The sequence below is a fragment of the Thermostichus sp. OS-CIW-29 genome, assembly GCF_054058195.1.
This window is the reverse complement of sequence record NZ_JBSSAB010000001.1, coordinates 15,555-34,303: the sequence shown is the minus strand read 5'-3', so window position 1 is coordinate 34,303 and position 18,749 is coordinate 15,555. Positions and strand designations below refer to the sequence as shown.

Annotated in this window: 17 protein-coding genes; 10 read left to right on the top strand and 7 right to left on the bottom strand. The window is 58.0% G+C overall.

The window, feature by feature from the left end; all coding sequences use genetic code 11:
- Positions 1 to 138: 138 nt before the first annotated feature.
- The 5 genes from ACVWZJ_RS00160 to ACVWZJ_RS00140 all read right to left on the bottom strand — a co-directional run bounded on the left by ACVWZJ_RS00160 (position 139) and on the right by ACVWZJ_RS00140 (position 5,166).
- Positions 139 to 327 (bottom strand): hypothetical protein, encoded by a 189-nt coding sequence (locus tag ACVWZJ_RS00160; protein WP_414374286.1) that lies wholly within the window; start codon positions 325 to 327, stop codon positions 139 to 141.
- 70 nt (positions 328 to 397) lie between these two features.
- Positions 398 to 2,632, bottom strand: coding sequence for an argonaute PAZ domain-containing protein (locus ACVWZJ_RS00155; protein ID WP_457393823.1), 2,235 nt, complete (start codon positions 2,630 to 2,632; stop codon positions 398 to 400).
- A 64-nt stretch (positions 2,633 to 2,696) separates the two neighbouring features.
- Entirely contained in the window at positions 2,697 to 3,173 is a 477-nt protein-coding gene (locus tag ACVWZJ_RS00150; RefSeq protein WP_457393820.1) for a hypothetical protein, read from the bottom strand.
- A 64-nt stretch (positions 3,174 to 3,237) separates the two neighbouring features.
- A complete protein-coding gene (locus ACVWZJ_RS00145) occupies positions 3,238 to 4,215 on the bottom strand; it encodes a hypothetical protein (protein WP_457393818.1) in 978 nt (325 codons plus the stop codon).
- A 339-nt stretch (positions 4,216 to 4,554) separates the two neighbouring features.
- On the bottom strand, positions 4,555 to 5,166 hold the full coding sequence (locus ACVWZJ_RS00140) for a chromophore lyase CpcT/CpeT (protein WP_457383930.1): 612 nt from the start codon (positions 5,164 to 5,166) through the stop codon (positions 4,555 to 4,557).
- A 239-nt stretch (positions 5,167 to 5,405) separates the two neighbouring features.
- Between ACVWZJ_RS00140 and ACVWZJ_RS00135 the strand changes: the two genes are divergently transcribed.
- The 7 genes from ACVWZJ_RS00135 to murJ all read left to right on the top strand — a co-directional run bounded on the left by ACVWZJ_RS00135 (position 5,406) and on the right by murJ (position 11,417).
- On the top strand, positions 5,406 to 5,567 hold the full coding sequence (locus tag ACVWZJ_RS00135) for a hypothetical protein (protein WP_414417359.1): 162 nt from the start codon (positions 5,406 to 5,408) through the stop codon (positions 5,565 to 5,567).
- A gap of 236 nt (positions 5,568 to 5,803) precedes the next feature.
- Positions 5,804 to 6,322, top strand: a complete 519-nt coding sequence (locus tag ACVWZJ_RS00130) for a phycocyanin subunit beta (protein WP_457393815.1) — start codon at positions 5,804 to 5,806, stop codon at positions 6,320 to 6,322.
- A 194-nt stretch (positions 6,323 to 6,516) separates the two neighbouring features.
- On the top strand, positions 6,517 to 6,999 hold the full coding sequence (locus tag ACVWZJ_RS00125) for a globin family protein (protein WP_011434281.1): 483 nt from the start codon (positions 6,517 to 6,519) through the stop codon (positions 6,997 to 6,999).
- Positions 7,000 to 7,469: 470 nt separating this feature from the next.
- The gene (locus ACVWZJ_RS00120; protein ID WP_414332161.1) at positions 7,470 to 8,327 is read left to right on the top strand and encodes a phycobilisome rod-core linker polypeptide; all 858 of its coding nucleotides are present in this window, start codon (positions 7,470 to 7,472) and stop codon (positions 8,325 to 8,327) included.
- A gap of 33 nt (positions 8,328 to 8,360) precedes the next feature.
- Positions 8,361 to 9,191: a HEAT repeat domain-containing protein gene (locus ACVWZJ_RS00115; protein WP_457393812.1), complete on the top strand. Its 831-nt coding sequence runs from the start codon at positions 8,361 to 8,363 to the stop codon at positions 9,189 to 9,191.
- Between the two features lie 286 nt (positions 9,192 to 9,477).
- On the top strand, positions 9,478 to 9,609 hold the full coding sequence (locus ACVWZJ_RS00110) for a hypothetical protein (RefSeq protein ID WP_457393808.1): 132 nt from the start codon (positions 9,478 to 9,480) through the stop codon (positions 9,607 to 9,609).
- A gap of 161 nt (positions 9,610 to 9,770) precedes the next feature.
- The gene (gene murJ, locus ACVWZJ_RS00105; RefSeq protein ID WP_457393805.1) at positions 9,771 to 11,417 is read left to right on the top strand and encodes a murein biosynthesis integral membrane protein MurJ; all 1,647 of its coding nucleotides are present in this window, start codon (positions 9,771 to 9,773) and stop codon (positions 11,415 to 11,417) included.
- On the opposite strand, the gene sigC is transcribed toward murJ, so the two are convergent.
- Positions 11,414 to 12,514 (bottom strand): RNA polymerase sigma factor SigC, encoded by a 1,101-nt coding sequence (gene sigC / locus ACVWZJ_RS00100; protein ID WP_414332157.1) that lies wholly within the window; start codon positions 12,512 to 12,514, stop codon positions 11,414 to 11,416. The genes murJ and sigC overlap by 4 nt on opposite strands.
- Before the next feature lie 583 nt (positions 12,515 to 13,097).
- Between sigC and ACVWZJ_RS00095 the strand changes: the two genes are divergently transcribed.
- Entirely contained in the window at positions 13,098 to 13,691 is a 594-nt protein-coding gene (locus ACVWZJ_RS00095; protein ID WP_457393802.1) for a cofactor assembly of complex C subunit B, read from the top strand.
- Between the two features lie 2 nt (positions 13,692 to 13,693).
- Here ACVWZJ_RS00095 and mutS read toward each other — a convergent pair whose 3' ends face one another.
- The gene (mutS, locus tag ACVWZJ_RS00090) at positions 13,694 to 16,363 is read right to left on the bottom strand and encodes a DNA mismatch repair protein MutS (RefSeq protein WP_457393799.1); all 2,670 of its coding nucleotides are present in this window, start codon (positions 16,361 to 16,363) and stop codon (positions 13,694 to 13,696) included.
- 466 nt (positions 16,364 to 16,829) lie between these two features.
- On the opposite strand from mutS, the gene ACVWZJ_RS00085 reads away from it, so the two are divergent.
- Together ACVWZJ_RS00085 and ACVWZJ_RS00080 are read left to right on the top strand one after the other, a co-directional pair.
- Positions 16,830 to 17,873 carry a FecCD family ABC transporter permease gene (locus tag ACVWZJ_RS00085; RefSeq protein ID WP_414355556.1) on the top strand — a complete coding sequence of 348 codons (1,044 nt, stop codon included), beginning with the start codon at positions 16,830 to 16,832 and terminating at the stop codon, positions 17,871 to 17,873.
- Complete coding sequence (locus tag ACVWZJ_RS00080) at positions 17,870 to 18,703, top strand: ABC transporter ATP-binding protein (protein WP_457393796.1); 834 nt, start codon at positions 17,870 to 17,872, stop codon at positions 18,701 to 18,703. Before ACVWZJ_RS00085 ends, ACVWZJ_RS00080 begins: the two co-directional genes overlap by 4 nt.
- Positions 18,704 to 18,749: the final 46 nt, after the last annotated feature.

Here is an 18,749-nt window from a genome sequence, read left to right as displayed (position 1 = left end):
AGCTCACCTCGCAACACCGCTCTTGCTGCCCTTCCTGTCGCTGCTTGTGCCCGGATCAGAGCGCTTCCCACACCTGAGAGAAAGCGTTCGGAAGGGATCCCTACTCTCTGCCCGCCGATTGAGTACGCCTATGTACGCCTATTCAATGGAAATGGATTGGGGGCCGTCGGAGCGACCGGAAGGCGGGGGCTCCTCCACCCTCAGCCCCTGGGACTCCAGCCAACTGCGCAGCGGATCTTGCTTCACATCCAAACGCAGCAGGCCGCTGAGAAAACCGCCACAGAACGGAACAGGATTGCTCAGAAAGGTCTTCCAGACCTCATTCATCTCCATAGCCGCAACACCAACCACCCCCCCAATCCTAGCAAGGCCGGCAGGTGGGGATCCCCTCCCTTGGCTAGACGGCAATCAACTTCTCTCGGTTTATGTTCTGCAGCACACTAAAAATGCTGTTGCCAATGCGCTGAAACTCTTTACTGCTTTTGTCGGCAAAGTGCAATACCCAAGGAAGCCTACAGGCTTGAAAACCACTGGCGGGATGAAGCTGGGAGAGATGGTAAGTTTGTATAGCCAGAACTTCCAAAGGAGTGTTGCCGTGTTCATGGACAACTCGCAGCGGTCTTGCGCTGCCAATTGGCACCGAGGACTTCTTAATGGGCTGGCTTGTTACGAGCATAAATGACCTTCGTTCATGGTCAAAAATGACAGTGCCCATTGCAGCGTCTCTATAGCTTCCTTTTTCCTCTCTTCCCATTCTGACTGTGCCACTTTTGCGCACTCCAACAATATCCACAGCAATCTTTTCTTTTCTTAGTTCCTCAATTGTTTTATCAAATTCGCCTCTTTGAACTAAGCCATCCCTCATCAAAAGAACCTTTCTAGGGTATCGATGAAATTTGTTGTAGAATCTATTGACGAGCTTGGACACGGTTTGATAAATTGCCTCGCCGGAAAAAGTTTCTCCTCTTTGTATATCGGGCAACTCCCAGCCTAAGCTTTGACCATTGGCCAGTACCGCGAAGGCAGAGGTTCCGTAGTAAAGCTCTCGATTCGTCCCCACATCAAAACCAATGGTAAGCTCGGAGCACTCAGGATGATCGAGGGGTTCAAGCAACACGGGTTGCCACGCAGCTTTACACAGAAGTCCTAGTACGACATTTAGAGCTTTGTAGGGGTCAGCTCCAGGAATCATAAACTGAGTTGCTATTCCTGCTCGAAGTGCTTGCAAGCGGATCTTTTGCTTGTGCTCATTAGGCGACAAGGGCATGACAACCAGAACGGTTTTGATCCCTTTGTCGGCCCAGCTTTGCCAAAACCTCTGTTGAGCAAGGTCGCCTTCAGGCAAATCTTGACGGGTTGCGTAAAAGTCTATTTCAACTCTTGCTCCGCTCTTTTTAGCTACTTCAAGTAGGCACTTGCGAACCTCAGTAGGATACTCACGTTTATTATCGTCAAGATTTAGAAGTCCAAACTTTGTCTCGCCAACTCTTGCACATCCTTGGTACCTAACTCTCGCGGGGTTTTGGACTTGTCTATGACCAAACCCCAATAGCCTTGGCCTTGGCATAATGTATCCTTCTGCTTTTAGGGGATCAGCCTGAAAGTCAGAAATATTGTAGACATTTTCTATAATAGTTTTTGCGGTCTCTTTAGACTCTTTCAATCTCTCTTCTAAACTTTTTCTGATGTGCTCGCTAACCAAGGAGCTAACTTTTTTGCCAGTCCATCTTTGATCTTCTATACTTGCTAGCATCTCCAAAGTTAAAACAGGCGACAGTCTCCGCGATAGATGAAGGATAGGCTCTGCCTTTTGTCTGAAATTGCGTTCTCTCGAGACCACTTGAACCACCAGAGAGCCATCAACTTCTTCTGGAGTTGCTCCGTACTTCTGTACATGATAATCCGCTAAGCTAGTGTTTAGCTCCGCTAACCATACTTCCCTTGGCGACTGATTGGAAATAATGCCTCGATACTCCCAAGTTGGGTATTTATTATTTTTTGTCCTGTATGTGTTTCGTACAATTTCAATTGAGACATCTGGGTAATTTTCCAGCCACTCATGCAGCGTCCATGGGCTGTAGAAATGGTATCGGATGTCGATCTCTAGATAGAGCTTCTTATCTTGTCTAATAACAACGTCTAGCTCTCTTCCTCTGTGAACCTCCCACCCATCTCCGCAAAGTGGTTTTTCCGAGTCCTCAATCCGTTCTACTCCTTCCAGACCCGTAACCCACCAGATCAATCCTCCTCCTGTTGATCGCTCAATCTCTGTTCTTTTGTACTTAGATCTTAGACTCCAATCTAGTTTCTTGCGCTCGAAAGTTTCTAGAGCCTGTCTCTCTGTAGGGTCTGTACAATCTAGAGCCTTAGAACCAAGCTCTTCCAACTCCCATTCCTCTGTTTTGAGTTTACTGGCCGGAACTTTTTCTCGGGTTATGATGCGATTTCCCAGACGAACAGCCATTACACCTAGCTGATTACAAATCTTGGAGAGAGCCCTCTGCTCCTCTCCTAGATCTGGAAGAGGGTTTGGCCTGCAACTATACTCATAGAAGGTGAGCTCTTCTTGAGTTAGCTCCTTGACGAAGAAGCGATTAAGAGTAACCTCAACTTTCTTCTGGAGTAAATTCATTGGCAGACTCTAGTTTCAAGTTTCTCTCTAGGATCTCTAGGATAAGCTCTAATTCTCCTGCTCTTCACGAGGGATCTCCAAACAACCCTGGCGGAGCCAAATCTCTGCTGATCGCCTCCGCCTGAAACCGACCGCTCATGCCCACCACCTGCCACTCAGCACTGCGATCCCCCTGGCGGAAGCGCAGCCGTCGGGCTCGCAAGGGCACCACTTCTACGACTTCTACCGGAAAGTGTTGGTATTCGCCCAAGTACTCCCGGTAATCCGGGGGTAAGTTTGAATGACTGTGGATTTGAATCCAAAACACCCGTCCTGCTTCGTTGCCATAGGCGCGGATTTGTTCCTGGCCGCGGTATTGCTCCACCCCCCGCAAGCGCTGTCGCCCCACCGGCATGGGCTGTGCCCATTCGGGCAAGGGATCCCCTAAGCTCACGGCCCACCCTGGCCCACCTAGCCCCAACCAACACAACAACAGCAGTCCCCAAACCCAAGGCCATCTGCGCGGCGTGCTGTTCCCGGTTTTCAAGGCTCGACCGAACATGGCAAGTTTTTCTCCGCAATTGAACCCAACGTTAACGTTTGGGATGGTTCAAAACAACTTTGTCTCAACGCACGCGAAAGCCGATCCGACCGCCTTCAATATCAAAGGCAACGTCGATATTGAAAAACAGCGGCATGCCCAACAGTTGCACCCCCTGGTTGCCGTTGACGAAAATCCGATCTCGACTGGGCGTAATGGGAAAGCCAACTCGAATGCGATACTCGAAAGCTCCCGCCAATACCGCTCGCCACTCTGCCCCAGGGGGTAAGGTCGAGGTGGAGAAGGGAGCTGCCCCCAACAGCCTGACGTTGAGAAAAATGTCGGAAGAACCACTGTCAAAAACGGTGGGGCTGAGAGCATTTTGAATAGAAGTGTTGCTGATGCTGTAGGCCACTTGTAAAGCCTCATCCCGCCAGATGGGGGTGCCGTCGGGAAAGCTTCCCACCTGGGGAAACTGCCGGAAATTGAAGCCGACGGTGTTGGCAGCCGTTAGGCCAACCGTGAACAGGCCCTGGGTGGAGTTGAAGCCCCCCGTTTGAATAATGTACCCAGAGCGGAAATTGCCCGGAAGGCGGGTGAGCGGACTAAACAGCTCGCGGTTGGGGCTGCGCTCATCCAAGGATGTGCCTAGGATCCCGGCGAAGGGCCGCCCTTCTCCAAACAAGTTCTCTGAACAACTGGCCACCAGGGCGTCCACACAGGTGATCCGGTCGATCAACTGAATCGTTACCGGCTCCCGACTGGGGATCCCGCCTATGCTGAAGGGGGCGCGGGCCAACACGCCGATAAATTGCGTGCCATCTCCAAACGTCACGGTGGAAGGGATCCCCGTCCGCTCCAGGCCAAAGCGACCTGCTGCTGTCGCTATGATGCGCAAACCTGCCGAGCCGGTATCCAGTAACACCTCAGCTCCGCTCCCGGCCACCCCCACTGTCAGGCCCAGGAGCTTGAAGCGGCTGTTGCCCAGGGTACGCACCAGCATGGGAATCGACTCGGTTCCCGGTTGAGGTGGGAGAGGGATCAACGCAGGGGGGGAAGCCACAGATTCCCCCTGGCCAGAACATCCGGCACCGAGCAGCAGCAAGGTCAAGATCCCAACCAGGGCGATCACCATTCCCCAAGGGCTGTGCCAAGCCCACCCAGACCGTGGCTCATCCTTTGGGCCCGACCTCGCCTGCATTGAACACCCACACTAAGCCGATAAGGAGCGTATCCTGTCTGCAAGCGGCAAAGAACATTCCCATTGCCAGCATGCTCGAACCCGGAAGCATCGCGCGGCAATATTGGATCCCGGCCAAAGACAGTGTACACAAAGCTGGCTGAGGGAGAGTGCGCAATAGCGCTGTCAACTGTGGAGTTGTGGGGCTGGATGGGCTGCAGCCTACAGCATTAGCTCCGCCTGCCAATCGACCACTTTTTGGAAGCGAAAAGCGCCTGCCAGGGCTCCCCAAACCTGCTGGTGGGTGATGGGATCCATCCCTCGGTCATGGCTGCAAAACTCGCTCTCGCTCAGGTGCAAGGTGGTCTGCAGATAAGTGGTTTGGCCGTTGCGCACCACGCAACACCGGCACCCCGGCTCCGTCACGCCGATGAAGAGGGATCCCTGCCTCTTCACATGCACATCACACCCCTCTAGATAGGCTAGGTCGGCAGCCTGCAGTTGACTCAGTTGGTCTGCCCTTTCCCGAGCACAGCCCCGCCACCGCTGCGGCTCCAGAGGGCGGTAGTTGCGAATCACGATCCCAGCGCTTGCCTGAGTCAATTCCACCACCGCCTGCCGATAGGGATCTTCCAAATGGCCACTGTAGGCTTGCTCCACATAAAAGCCGATCCCGCCCAAAACGTGGGCCGGCAAGGGGCGGTAGGCCACTCGGATTTGGGCAAAAAACGGTGGATTCTCCCAGGCTTGCTCTTGGTTGCTGAAGTCTCCTGCCAGCCAACGCGCCATCTGCAGCAGCTCTGGGGAAGGAGTGCGATCCAACCCAATAGGCATAAGCGGGCATCCAGAACTTCTGTAAAAGGTGTGTACCGAAAATCTTAGGGAATCAAGTGTTAAATTATGTATCCTTTATGAGAATGTTCGCTCCGATACTGAAAATGGATCCCTTGCAAGCTGCAAAGCCGCGATCGGGGCTGACATCTTTGTTCATGTTGTAAAGCTAGGCAAAGAAACATTCTCTTTTGTAAAAAACTACTCCCGCGAAGGACAGGGAGAACAGCCTGGGATCCGAGATGGGAAGCAGGTTGGAAACCGATCTAAGACCTTTTGCGCGAGGTAAAGCCGATTTACATTTTTTGATTTCATCGCTTCTTGCCTTCGCGGTAGAAAAAGACTGGAAACAAGGCGAGCCAGCTTCTTCTCGTCTGCCAGTTGAGGTTGCCAGCAGCGGCTGAGGCTTCTTGTCCAAGTCCGATCCCGTAGATGGTGGCCTGGCTCTGGGGGCGAGCTTCGCTTGCTCATCTTGGTTCTATCGGCTTTGATCCCGTCGGCGGTTCTGTGAGTTAAACAGCACCTCTCGGCACTGGGGATCCAAGCGGTGTTGCATTCCTGGCCGGCAGGTGCTCTCTGGGCCGCTGCAGGGAATGTGGATTCATAACCTCTTTTACTTTCGCTAGGGAGATTCAAAACCATGAACGATGTATTTGGCAAAGTTGTTGCCCAAGCTGACTCCAAAGGCGCTTTTTTGGGAGAGAACGAGTTTGCCGCTCTCCAGCAGGTAATTGCTGAGGGGAACAAGCGTTTGGATGCTGTGAACCGCCTCACCAGCAATGCCTCCAAGATCGTGACCGATGCCATCCGTCAGTTGTTTGCCGAGGAGCCCAATTTGAACGCTCCCGGTGGGCCTGCCTACCCCAGCCGCAATGTGGCTGCCTGTATGCGGGACATGGACATTATTCTCCGCTACATCACCTACGCCGTGGCAGCCGGAGATGCCAGTGTGCTGAACGAGCGCTGCCTGAACGGCCTGCGGGAAACCTATCAAGCCTTGGGCACCCCCGGCAGCTCGGTGGCCAACGGCATCCAAAAGATGAAAAAGGCTGCGGTGGCGGTGGTAAACGACCCCAACGGCATCACCCCGGGGGACTGCAGCGCTCTGATTGCCGAAATCGAATCCTACTTCGATCGCGCTGCTGCCGCTGTGGTTTGATCCCTTGTGGACTGAAGTTTCTGTTGTGTTCGGATCCAGTTATGAAGACCCTCTCTCAAATCTGAGGCAACTCAGGCTAGCAGGGGATCCCTAGAAAAGCAACTTTTTTTGCAGCGATTTTGCAGTTGAGACTTTGCAGCTTTGGCCTTGTTCTTTGCATTGAGCTTGAGTTAAGTAAAGGAGCGTTTTGAATCATGCAAACCCCAATTGTTGACGCCATCGCCACTGCCGATAGCCAAGGGCGCTACCTGAGCAACAGCGAATTGCAGGCCATCAATGGCCGTTTTCAGCGGGCTGCCGCCAGCATGGAAGCCGCTCGAGTTCTGAGCAGCCGTGCCGACGAGCTGGTGCGCGGTGCCACCGAAGCCGTTTACGCCAAGTTCCCCTACACCACCCAACCCGGTGGGCAGTGCCACACCCAAGCCGGCAAAGACAAGTGCGCCCGTGACGTGCGCCACTACCTGCGCTACATCACCTACTGCTTGGTAGCCGGTGGCACCGGTCCTCTGGACGAGTATCAGTTGGCCGGGATCCGCGAAATCAACGCCGCTTTTGAGCTCTCCCCCAGTTGGTTCATCGAAGCCCTGCGCTACATCAAAGCCAACCACGGCCTGACCGGGCAAGCGGCCACCGAAGCCAACACCTACATCGACTACGCCATCAACGCGCTCAGCTAAGTTCTGGAGCTTGGGATCCCTCTAAAAGGGCGACGCCGGCTAGCCAGTTGGCTCATCCCATAAACCAGGGGGGATGGCGAGGGAAAGTTGTTGAGGGCAACGGTGGCGAGCCTGCTACGTTGCGGAGAGATACGTTTGACCACGTGGGTTTGCGGATCAGTCTCCCCAATAGGAAGGCGCCACTGTTGCTCTTCTGCAGCTTGGGGCTGCCGATTTTTGATTTCTAATTTTAGTTTTCGATTTCTACAGTCGTTTCAGGCTAGGGTGAGACGCCTGGGCTATTGATCGCGCCAGCGGGACGGAGTCCTTGAAAAGCCTTTTGGCCCCCTGCATTATTGCTCCGCAACGCCGACGCGACGACGCAACCAACACTTTAGGTGTGGGTGCAATGTCCTAGCTTGAATCGAAATGACCCTAAACGCAAGCTTGTTCTCAATCTGTGTCCATTCAGTTCAATCGGGGGAATCAGCATGAGTGCAATTACAGCGGCAAGCCGGATGGGGATCCGGGGCATTACGGAGACCACCCCACTGGAGTTGCGCCCCAACGCCAGCCAGGATCAGCTCAATGCGGTGCTGCGGGCCATCTACCGTCAGGTGCTGGGCAACGACCATTTGTTTGGGGCCGATAGGAAGGAGCTAGCCAGTGCGGAATCGCTGCTGCGCCAGGGCAGCCTGACGGTGCGGGAGTTTGTGCGATGGATCGCCAAGTCCGAAGCCTACAAAAAGCGGTTTTTCTACCCCAACTCGCAAACCCGGGCCATCGAGCTCAATTTCAAGCATCTGCTGGGACGCGCTCCCACCAGCCCCAAAGACATCGCCCGCCATTTGGACATCTACCAATCTGGCGGCCACAGCGCGGAGATCGATTCCTACATCGACAGCCCAGAATACCTAGAAGCTTTTGGAGACAACATCGTCCCCTACCCGCGTGGGTTTGAATACCGCAAGGCTCATTCCACCCGCGACTTTACCAATCTCTTCGCTCTCTACGGGGGCTACGCCAACAACGATCGCTCCCAAGGGCCCAGACCCCGTCTGATGATGCCTTTGGCCACCGGGTTTACCCCGGCCATTCGCCGCATTGGGGTGCGGGGCCTGCTGCCGCCCAGCCCCATTTCCAAACACCTGGGGCCGCCAACGGGCCAGTCGGATCGCATGTTCTGTGTGGAAGTGACCCGACTGCTGAATCCGCCTTCGGCGCTGGCCACTTCCAGCCGAGTGCGCAAATCCAACCAGCAGATTTTCGTCTCTGCCGATCAACTGTCGGCAACAATGCAGCGGTTGCTCAAATCGGGCGCCAAGATCGTCAGTGTCCGCAGCGCTTAATCCCTTCTCGGTGTCCTCTCCGTTGTTGATTCCATGACCACTGCTGTTCCTCTGGATCCCAATCCGTCGGTGGATCTCACCCCGGCTGGACAAATCGCCAAGCTGCGCCACGGGGATCCGGGGGAACGCTACTATGCCGCTTGGTGGCTGGGACGCATGCGCATCGTCGAAGGGATCCCGGCCCTGATCGAGGCCCTGGCCGATGAAACGGATCGCACCGCTCAAGGGGGATATCCGCTGCGGCGCAACGCTGCTCGTGCTTTGGGTAAACTGGGATCCCTCGCCGGGATCCCTCCCCTGAAGGCGGCTTTGTCTTGCTCCGATGGCCAAGTGGTGGCAGCCGCTGCCCAGGCACTGGTTGAGATTGCCTTTGCCAACAACCTCCATAGGGATCCCGACGAAGTGGAAAAGCTGGGATCCGCTTTGCTAGAAGGGCTGCGCTTTGTGGAGCAAGGACTGCAGACGGAAGCCCAAGCCGCCCTAGAAGCCATTGTCGAGGCTCTTGGACAACTGCAAGTGACCGCTGCTCTGGAGCCAATTCGTCCTTACCTAGAGCACACTTCCATCCGTTTGCAATGTGCGGCGGCACGGGCCTGCTATCGTCTCACTGGGGATCCGACTTTTGCTCAGCGCCTGCTGTCGGTGTTGAATCACCACAACATCCATCTGCGGCGGGCTGCCCTTTTGGATTTGGGGGCCAGTGGCTATTTGCCGGCAGCACAGGCTATTGCGGCGGCGGCGGTGGAGGCCAACCTGAAGCTTCTTGCCCTCAAACAGTTGGTGGAGATCAACCTGGAACAACATCAAAGGATCCCCGGTGCTGAGCTGCACCAGGTGCTCCGGCTGATCGACGAGCTGCTGTGAGCGGTGGTGCTTCTGGGCCCTTGCTGTTCACATTAGCGGGACGGAGTCCTTTGCAACTGACCTATCAAGGCATTGCCCATGAGTTTGTGCATCCCTCTGCAGCGATTCAAAGCTGTCAGAATCTGTCCGCTCGGCACCAGGGTTGGGCTCCGTGGCTGTAGCACTGCCTCAGTCTTTTGCCTTCCCGTATCGAGGTGCCGCCCTCAGTTTTGGAGCAAGGGCAACAGCAAGGATCCCTGAGGTGCAAGGGAGCCCGGCAGCGGCTGTCTCCTCTCGGAAGCACTTCATGACCTTGGTCGAGGAAACCCATCGGCGGAACCTGCTGCACCGGCTGCAGGAGCGCATCCGTTCTGCTCAAGCCCGTGGGGATGAGCATCTGTTGCAGCAACTGGAACAGGAACGGCAACCGTTGGCCTGACAAGCTCGCTGCCTGCCCAAGGGATCCAGCTAATGCCCGACAATTGCCCAGAAGGGTTCGATATTCCCGATAATGGGAAGCGGCTCCTGGGATTCAAAGAGGGATCCGGGATCAGTTTGTTGTGTTGTTGAGGCAGTGGTTGGGGTGCAGGACACAAGGTAATGGAGGAGTCTGCCACTCAGGAAGAGATCCCTGGGGGATCTCCTTCAGCAGGGCCATCCCGTTCGTTGATGTCGGTGGCGGGCTTGGTGGCCGGGGCGACCTTGCTCAGTAAGGGCATAGGCTTTATTCGCCAAGCTTTGATTGCAGCAGTGTATGGCTCGGGGCCGGAGTACAGCGCCTTCGGGGTAGCCTACATCCTGCCCGGTTTTCTGTTGATTCTGCTGGGAGGGATCAACGGCCCTTTTCACAGCGCCATCGTCAGTGTCCTCAAAAAGCAGCGGGATCGGGACAGGGAGGATGCGGCTGCCTGGCTGGAATCCATTTCCACCTTGGTAGGCTGCCTGCTCCTGCTGGTCAGCTTGGGCCTTTGGTGGGGAGCGGACTGGGTGGTGCGCCTGAATGCGCCGGGAGCCAGCCCCGAAGTCCATGCTCTGGCCGCTGCGCAACTGCGGATCATGGCCCCTTTGGCCTTGCTCTCGGGGTGGATTGGCATCGGCTTTGGAGCGCTGAATGCTGCCGAACACTATGCCTTGCCTGCCCTTAGCCCGCTGATCTCCAGCTTGGCGGTGATCGGGATCCTGGTCACGCTGGGATGGACGGGGATCCCAACTTTGCTGGCCTGGGGCGTGCTCATCGGGGCCATTGCCCAATGGTTGGCCCAAGTTCCGCTCCAGATGCGGTTAGGGCTGGGGCGACCGCGCCTGCGCTTTGAGTGGGGATCCCCGCAGGTACGGGCGGTGGGCTTGCTGATGTTGCCGGCGGTGATCTCCTCCGGGATGATCCACATCAATGTTTATGTGGATCTGTTTTTTGCCTCTTTCGTACCTGGGGATCGCACCATCGGCAACTTGGGATATGCCCAGCTTCTGGTACAAACGCCGCTGGGGATCCTCTCCAACATGGTGCTGGTGCCCTTGATGCCTCTCTATGCCCAGTTGGCAGGGGATGGATCCCGTTGGCCGGAGCTGCGCCAGCGTATCCGCCAAGGGCTGATGCTTACGGCAATTGTGACCCTGCCCCTGTCGATGCTGTTGGTGGCTTTGGCCGAGCCCATTGTCCAAGTGGCCTACCAGCGGGGGCGCTTTACGCCGGAGGTGACACAAGAGGTGGCAGCCCTGCTCATGGCCTATGGTCTGGGGATGACCGGTTACCTGCTGCGGGATGTGCTGGTGCGGATCTTCTATGCCCTGGAGGATGGGGCTACGCCTCTGCGCATCAGCAGCATGGCCATTGGCCTGAATGCCCTACTGGACTTTCTATTTTTGCAGGCTTTTGGAGCGCCGGGCATTGCCCTGGCCACCGCCGGCGTCAACCTGATAGCCGTGATCGGACTGGGGATCCGCCTCCACCAGCGCCTGCCGGGGATCCCTTGGCGGGAGATGGGACAAGCCCTACTGCCATTGCTGGGGAGCACCGTCCTGGCCGGGGGACTGAGCCATTGGCTGTGGACCCAACTGCGCTCCTACGAGATTGTGGGGTCTCCCCTGCTCACCGCCATCATTTGGGCCGGGCTGGCCGCGGGTTTAGGTCTAAGCTTGTTCGCCGCCGGAGCTCTCTACCTGCGGATCCCAGAAGTGGAGTGGGCAGCAGCCCAACTGCGGAAACGGGTAGGACGCCGGGGGAGCAAGTTGGCAAGCCGGAACTAGCTGATGGCTTCCAGGTAATCCCGCACCCGGTTGCGCCGCTTCGGCTGACGCAGCTTCTGCAGGGCTTTGGCCTCAATTTGCCGCACCCGCTCTCGCGACAGATCCAAGGCGCGACCGATTTCCGCCAGCGAATAGGTGCGCCCATCCCCCAAGCCGAAACGCATGCGGATCACATCCCGCTCGCGGCTGGTGAGATCCGAGAGCAACTGCTGTAGATCGCGATGCAGGGCTTCCCGCATCATGGTCTCTTCTGGAGAAATGTCGTCAGTTTCCAGCAAATCCCCCAGTTCGGTGTCCTTGTCTTTGCCCACCTTGGTTTCCAGAGAAACCGAGCGGGGCACCCGTACCAACAGCTCGCGTACTTGAGGCGGCGTCATCTCCAACTCGGAGGCGATGTCTTCGATGGTGGGGGTGCGGCCCTTTTCCTGGGAGAGCTTGCGCTGCGCTTTTTTGATCTTGTTCAGCTTCTCGGTGATGTGAACGGGCAGGCGGATGGTGCGGCTTTGGGTGGCAATGGCGCGGGTAATGCCCTGCCGGATCCACCAGTAGGCGTAGGTGCTGAAGCGGTAGCCCTTTTTTGGGTCGAACTTTTCCACCGCTCGCTCCAGGCCCAGCGTACCCTCTTGGATCAGATCCAACAGCTCCAAGCCGCGGTTTTGGTACTTTTTCGCCACCGACACCACCAGGCGCAGGTTGGCCTTGATCATGTGTTCTTTGGCACGCTTGCCAATCCGCTGAATCTGCTGCAGCTTTTCAGGGGTCAGTTGCGCCCACTCGGGGTACTGGTTAGCCTTGGCCACCCATTCCGCAAGAGTGGGATCCCGTCCCAACTCTTTCTGCAGGCGCAGGCGCAAATCCAAGAGCTTCATGTAGTCTTGGACTTTTTGGGCCAGGGCCACCTCTTCATCGCGCCCCAAAAGAGGAACACGACCAATCTCCTGTAAATAGAGGCGCACCAGATCAGTGGAGCGGCGGGTTGGCTCCTCTTCCAGAAACTCGCCATCGGCCAGATCCACCTCTGCTTCTTCGGCAGCATCGAGGAGATCGGCGGGGCCATCCAACAAAATGTCGTTGAGTTCAGGTTCGTAGTTAGACATGTAGGGTGTTGCTGATGTAGCGACAGGGGTAGGCAGTTCAGTGGGCTGAGAGAGGAATGGTCAGTGATGTGGAGCAAGTTAAGCTTAAGTGTTCCCCAGCGGTAACTTCGCGCCTGCTCAACGCCTTACAGCAGTTAGAGGAAATCATACATTGACCTCTTCCTCAACCCGACCTCCTGCCCATGCCCCATAGGGAAAGGCTGAAGTAGCAGCGGAGGGGTCACACGGAGAGCGTGAGTCCCTTATCATAACTTAATTATAGTTGCATTTCTCAGCCCAGAGACATGAGAGCCAGCGTAGGATCCCCCCAGTTCAACCGTCACCGCCACTGCGAAAAAGCGTATTGTCCTCAGGTCCTCAGGGTAAACCCGGCAGGTCGTCCTTGGGGGAAGTAACCCATCCATCCTAGAGGGTCTAAACTTCAAAGGTAGCGTGTAGATTGCTTTGCCTATTCCAATCTATTCGATTCTATTCGATGAACTGTTCCCATTCACCTATCCCACCCAGCTGTGGGGGAGCCAGACTCCCCGAACAGGTCAACCCCCTTCCTCTGGGCGGACTGGGCTCTGCTCAGGCACTTGGGTTGGCCATAGCCCCGCTGACGGGGGAAAAGGTTTCAACCTTGGCGTTGACGACTCTATTGGCCATCGGTCTATTCTTTTTTCTGCGAGCTTCGGGCAAAGATCGCGTTGAGACTCGCGTCTATCTCAGCAGTCGCAGCCTGGAGGAAATGGGATCCGCTCTACGGGAGCACTTGGAAAGGCGTGGCTATCGTCTCCAGTCCGCCGATGCCGAGGGGATCGCCACCTTTGCAGGGCAGGGTCAGGCTAGCGTGGGGCTGGCCCTTTTTTTGACGGGGCTGGCGGGGACGGGACTGGCCTGTTTGGCCTTGGTGCTGCAGACCCTTGAGCCGGGGTGGGGAGCTTGGCCCTGGATGGTGGTGCTGGCTTCTCCTTGGGCGGGTTGGTACTACCGGCAGCGCAACCAACGCCCGGAACAAATCCGCCTGAAACTGCAGGAAGCCGACGAGGACTCCGTCCCGCTCTCGTCCTGGGAACGAACGCCAACGGCTTCTGGATCCCACCTGTGGGTGGAGGGGCATCGGGATGAGCTGGATGGGCTGGCTGCAGCCCTGAGGTTGCAAGAACGGGATCCCGACAGGGGTAGGGGAGCCTAAGGCTAATCGGGAAAGAGAGGCGCTGGGATCAAAGACAGTTGATCCCCAACGGCAGGGTCGGGGATCCCATTGGGAGCGGGCTCTTTTTTGCAGTTCTTCTGGGCAGGTTGGCTTTTCCCTTGGTTTCTCAAGCCCAGGCCGATGCGGCTGTGTTTTTCCACTAGGGCCAGCACCTGTTTGGCCCGCTCGATCACCGGCTGGGGCAGGCCAGCCATGCGCCCCACCTCGATGCCATAGGAGCGATCTGCCCCCCCAGGCTGTACCTGGTGCAAGAAGATGATGCGATCTTGCAATTCCTTGACCACCACCTGAAAGTTGGCCACGTTGGGCAGCAAGGTCTCCAGTTGGTTGAGCTCGTGGTAGTGGGTGGCAAAGACCGTACGGGCGCGCACCTGAGTGGCCAGGTATTCCGCCACCGCCCAGGCAATGGAGAGGCCATCAAAGGTAGCAGTGCCGCGGCCAATCTCGTCCAAAAGCACCAGGGATCGCTCGCCGGCGTGGTTGAGGATGTTGGCGGTCTCGTTCATTTCCACCATGAAGGTGGACTGGCCGGTAGCCAGATCGTCCACAGCGCCAATGCGGGTAAATACGCGGTCGCAGAGGCCCAACTCTGCCCGCCGCGCGGGGACAAAGCTGCCCATCTGGGCCAGGATTTGGATGAGCCCAATTTGCCGCAGGTAAGTGGACTTGCCGGACATGTTGGGCCCGGTGAGGACGATCAAATCGGGGCCGTGGGGGGATCCCAGCTGCACCGAGTTGGGGACAAATAGGCCCTGAGGCAGGGATTTTTCCACCACCGGGTGGCGACCCTCCTCGATAATCAGCCGGCGGTCTTCGGTGATTACGGGACGGGTGTAGCCCTGCTGCACGGCCACTTCCGCCAGGCCAAACAGGGCATCGACAGCAGCCAGGGTCTGGGCTACTTGGCGAATGGCCTCGGTCTGGGATCCCGCCTCTTGGCGCAACTGCACAAACAGCTCGTATTCCCGCTGGTTGATGTCGGTTTGGGCTGTGAGGATGCGGGCCTCTTTTTCTTTGAGCTCGGGGGTAATGAACCGCTCTTCGTTGGTCAGGGTTTGCTTGCGGATGTACTCTTTGGGGACTTGGTGGGCCTTGGCGCGGCTGATGCTGAGGTAGTAGCCGAAGGCCTTGTTGAAGCCCACCTTGAGAGTGGGGATCCCAGTGCGGTCGCGCTCGCTTTTTTCCAACTGGGCAACCCACTGGCGGTCTTGCTCCACCTGCTGCCGCAGCCTGTCCAGCTCGGGATCCACGCCGGCTCGGATGAGGCCCCCCTCGGTGAGCACAGGGGGAGGGGAGGGCAGGAGGGTGTGCTCGATGCGTTGGCCCAGCTCAACCAGGGCGGGATCCACCTGTTGCAGGCTTTGCAAGAGGGGAGTCTTGGCTTCCCCCACCAGCTCGGCCAACTGGGGCAGTTTGCCCAAGGAGGATCCCAAGGCCACCATCTCGCGCGGGTTGGCGGTGCCCGATCCGACGCGGTTGGCCAGCCGCTCCAGGTCGTACAGAGAGTCCAGAAGGGATCCCAGGCGGGCCCGCAGAGAAGGGTTTTCCAAAAGCTCTTGGATGGTGTCTTGGCGAAGGCGGATTTGCTCCGAATCCTGCAAAGGCTGCATTAGCCAGCGCCGCAAAGTGCGCCCCCCCATGGCTGTACGGCTGTGATCCAGCACCCAGAGCAGGGATCCGACAAAGGATCCCTCGCGGATGGTCTGGGTCAGCTCCAAGTTGCGGCGGGTTTGGGGATCCAAGATGAGGTAATCCGTCAACTGATAGGTGCGAGGGGGACGCAGGAGCGGATGGCCCCCCTGAGGAGAGGGCTGCACTAGGTTCTTTTGCGTCTCCTCCAAATAGTGCAACAGCCCCCCCGCCGCTCGAATAGCTAGGGGCAGCCCCTCACAGCCCAATCCTTCCAGAGAGCGCAGGCCGTAGGTCTGCATGAGGTTCTCCCGCGCCACCGCCAGTTCAAAAGGTTCGGCTGGGCGCAGGGTATAGGCGTATTGGTTGGGGAGACCCAGGGGCTTCTGGGGATCCCCTGGACGGATGAGGCCTAGTCCCAGCCCCTCCTCGGTGGGCAGCAAAACCTCTGCCGGCTGCAGCCGGGCCAGTTCCTGCTCCAGTTGCTCTTGCCCCTCGCTCTGACACACCCAGAACTCGCCGGTGGAGATATCCGCATAGGCTAGGCCCCAGCGGCAGGGAGCCTGCTTCGATCCTTTGAGCCGCACGACGGCTGCCAGGTAGTTGTTTTGCCGCGCCTGCAGCAGCTCCTCTTCGAGGACGGTGCCAGGGGTGATCACCCGCGTCACTTCCCGCCGCACCAAGCCCTTGGCCTGATCTGCCGGCTCCATCTGGTCGCAGACGGCCAGGGCATAGCCTTTGGCCACCAACTGGGCAGCGTAGCGGTCGAAAGCATGGTAAGGGATCCCGCACATGGGCACCCGCCCTATGGCCCCTGCTTCCCGCCCGGTGAGCACCAGCTCCAGCTCCCGCGACACCCGCTGGGCGTCCTGGAAGAACATCTCGTAGAAATCCCCCAGGCGGTAGAGCAGAATGGCGTGCGGGTATTGCCGCTTCAGCTCTACGTAGTGCTGCATCATGGGGGTGAGCAGGGCGGGATCCACCTCTAAGGCATCCCAAGTAGGCTCGGCGGAAGAACTCATGGCATCAAAACGTGGGCAAGCAATGGGCTGAAGGTTCGGAGTCTAGCCAACTCGGGCCGACCAGCTTGGGCCATTCTAGATCCAGGTCTAGATGAAGTTTGAGACGTTTCCCCAGCCCTTCTCCCCTGATTCCCATTTCGCGGTTGGTTGCCATGACCTCGCTCAGGGTAGTTGGATCCCCCCTGAGGTAAGTCTGAATGGCTGGGCAGAGGCGCTGCCCGGTCTTGTCCAAAAGCCCTGAAGCGCAAGAGGGAGAAATTTAGGCACAAGCTATTGAAACTGACTTGCAACATCCAAGAAGCCTTGCTATTCTAGCGACTACGTTTTGTTGAGTTTGACTTTCAATAAAGCTTGGGAGGGAGGCCTGGCCAACTTGGCTGAGTTTTCCATCCCGCCCTTGCGGGCGGAGGGGGTTTCTTGGCCTCAGAAGGCTCTCTTCCTGGGCAAAGCTCGAGAGGTTTTCCCGGTGCTGGTCGATCGCGAGTGTCCGTATACAGAGGTTGAGGGGGGCAGAGGCTGGGGGCAAAGAAAGCGGCTGCTCTCGCCAATCGGTTTGACCTGTTTGCTATTGAGTTTCATTTTCCTAGTACTTTTGGTCTCGATTGCTTTGGGATCCGTTCCCATGACTTTCCCAGAACTCTGGCAAGCCCTGTGGGGGCAGGGGGATCCCATTCGGCAGACGATTGTTTGGCAGTTGCGGCTGCCGCGGGCGCTCTTGGCCCAGTTGCTGGGGGCGGCTCTGGGGATGGCAGGGGCCCTGTTGCAGGGGATGCTGGGCAATGGGCTGGCGGATCCCTACCTGCTGGGCATTTCGGCGGGGGCGGGCCTGGCGGCGGTGGGGTTGCTCACCTTGGGAGAGTGGACGGCTTGGGTGCCCCTGGCCGCTTGGGTGGGCGGGGTGCTGACTACCGTGTTGGTGTACGGGTTGGCGCGTACTCCCTCGGGACTGGCGGTGGAGCGGCTGATCTTGGCGGGGGTGGCCGTCAGCGCCCTGTTTGGGGCCATTAGCTCCACCTTGTTGTTGATGGCAGATGACCGGGTGCAGGTGGCTCTCACCTGGTTGATCGGCAGCTTGAGCGGGCGGGGCTGGCCAGAGGTGCAGGTGGCCGGGGCGTATATCCTGGTCGGCTTGGGATTGGGATGGGGGCAGGCGCGGGCTTTAAACCTGCTGAGCTTGGGGGAAGAGATGGCGGTGAGCTTGGGGATCCCTCTGGCGCGGACGCGGGTGGTGATTGGTCTGGTGGCGGCTTGGCTGGCGGCAACCGCCGTCAGTGTGGGGGGGTTGATCGGCTTTGTCGGTTTGGTGGTGCCCCACATGGTGCGGCAGGGGGTGGGATCCGATTACCGCTGGCTGTTGCCCCTTTCTGCCTTGGCAGGGGCGACCCTGCTGAGCGGTGCCGATATCCTGAGCCGTTTGGGCCCGATAGAGCTGCCGGTGGGGATTGTCACCGCTGTGATGGGGGCTCCCTTTTTCGGCTGGCTGCTGTGGCAGCAGGGGGCGGGGCGATGAGAGAGCCCATCCTGCAGGTCGAGGATTTGAGCGGGGGCTACGGATCCCGGACGGTGGTGCGACAGGTGAGCTTCAGCGTGCAACAGGGGGAATGGCTGAGCATTGTCGGCCCCAATGGTTCGGGCAAATCGACAGTGCTGCGGCTGTTGAGTCGGGTTCTGATTCCCCAAGCTGGGCGCGTGTACCTGGACGGTCGGGATCTGCACACTCAACTCACTCCCCAGCAGGTGGCCCGGCAGTTGGCTCTTCTGCCCCAGCAGCCGAGGATCCCGGCAGGGCTGACGGTGCGGCAATTGGTGAGTCTGGGGCGTTCTCCCCACCAGCCCTGGTGGGCGTGGCAGTTGACGCCGGCGGATCGGCAGCGGGTGGAGTGGGCTCTAGAGCAGACGGGACTGGGATCCCTGGCGCTGCGGCGGGTGGAAACCCTTTCGGGGGGCGAGCGGCAACGGGCTTTTCTGGCGTTGGCTTTGGTGCAGGAGCCGCAGGTGTTGCTGTTGGATGAGCCCACCACCTTTTTGGATCTGCGCCACCAACTGGAGCTGCTGGAGCTGTTGCAACGGCTGAAGCAGGAGCAGGGCCTGACGGTAGTTACGGTGCTGCACGACCTGAATTTGGCCATTCGCTACAGCGAGCAGATTGCCTTGCTGGGATCCGGCCAGATGCAGGCCCTGGGGTCTCCCTTGGCGGTGTTGACCCCCAGCCGGGTGCGACAGGTGTTTGGCCTGGAGGTGGAGTGGATCTCGACTCCGGTAGGGCCACAGCTTTGCCCCCTGCGCAGCACAGCTCCAGCGGCAGCAAGGCTCCTCTCCCTGCCGGTGTCAGGGTGCTGAGGGAGGGTTTGTCCGGTTTTGCAGTGAGTTTTTCCTGGGGTGGATT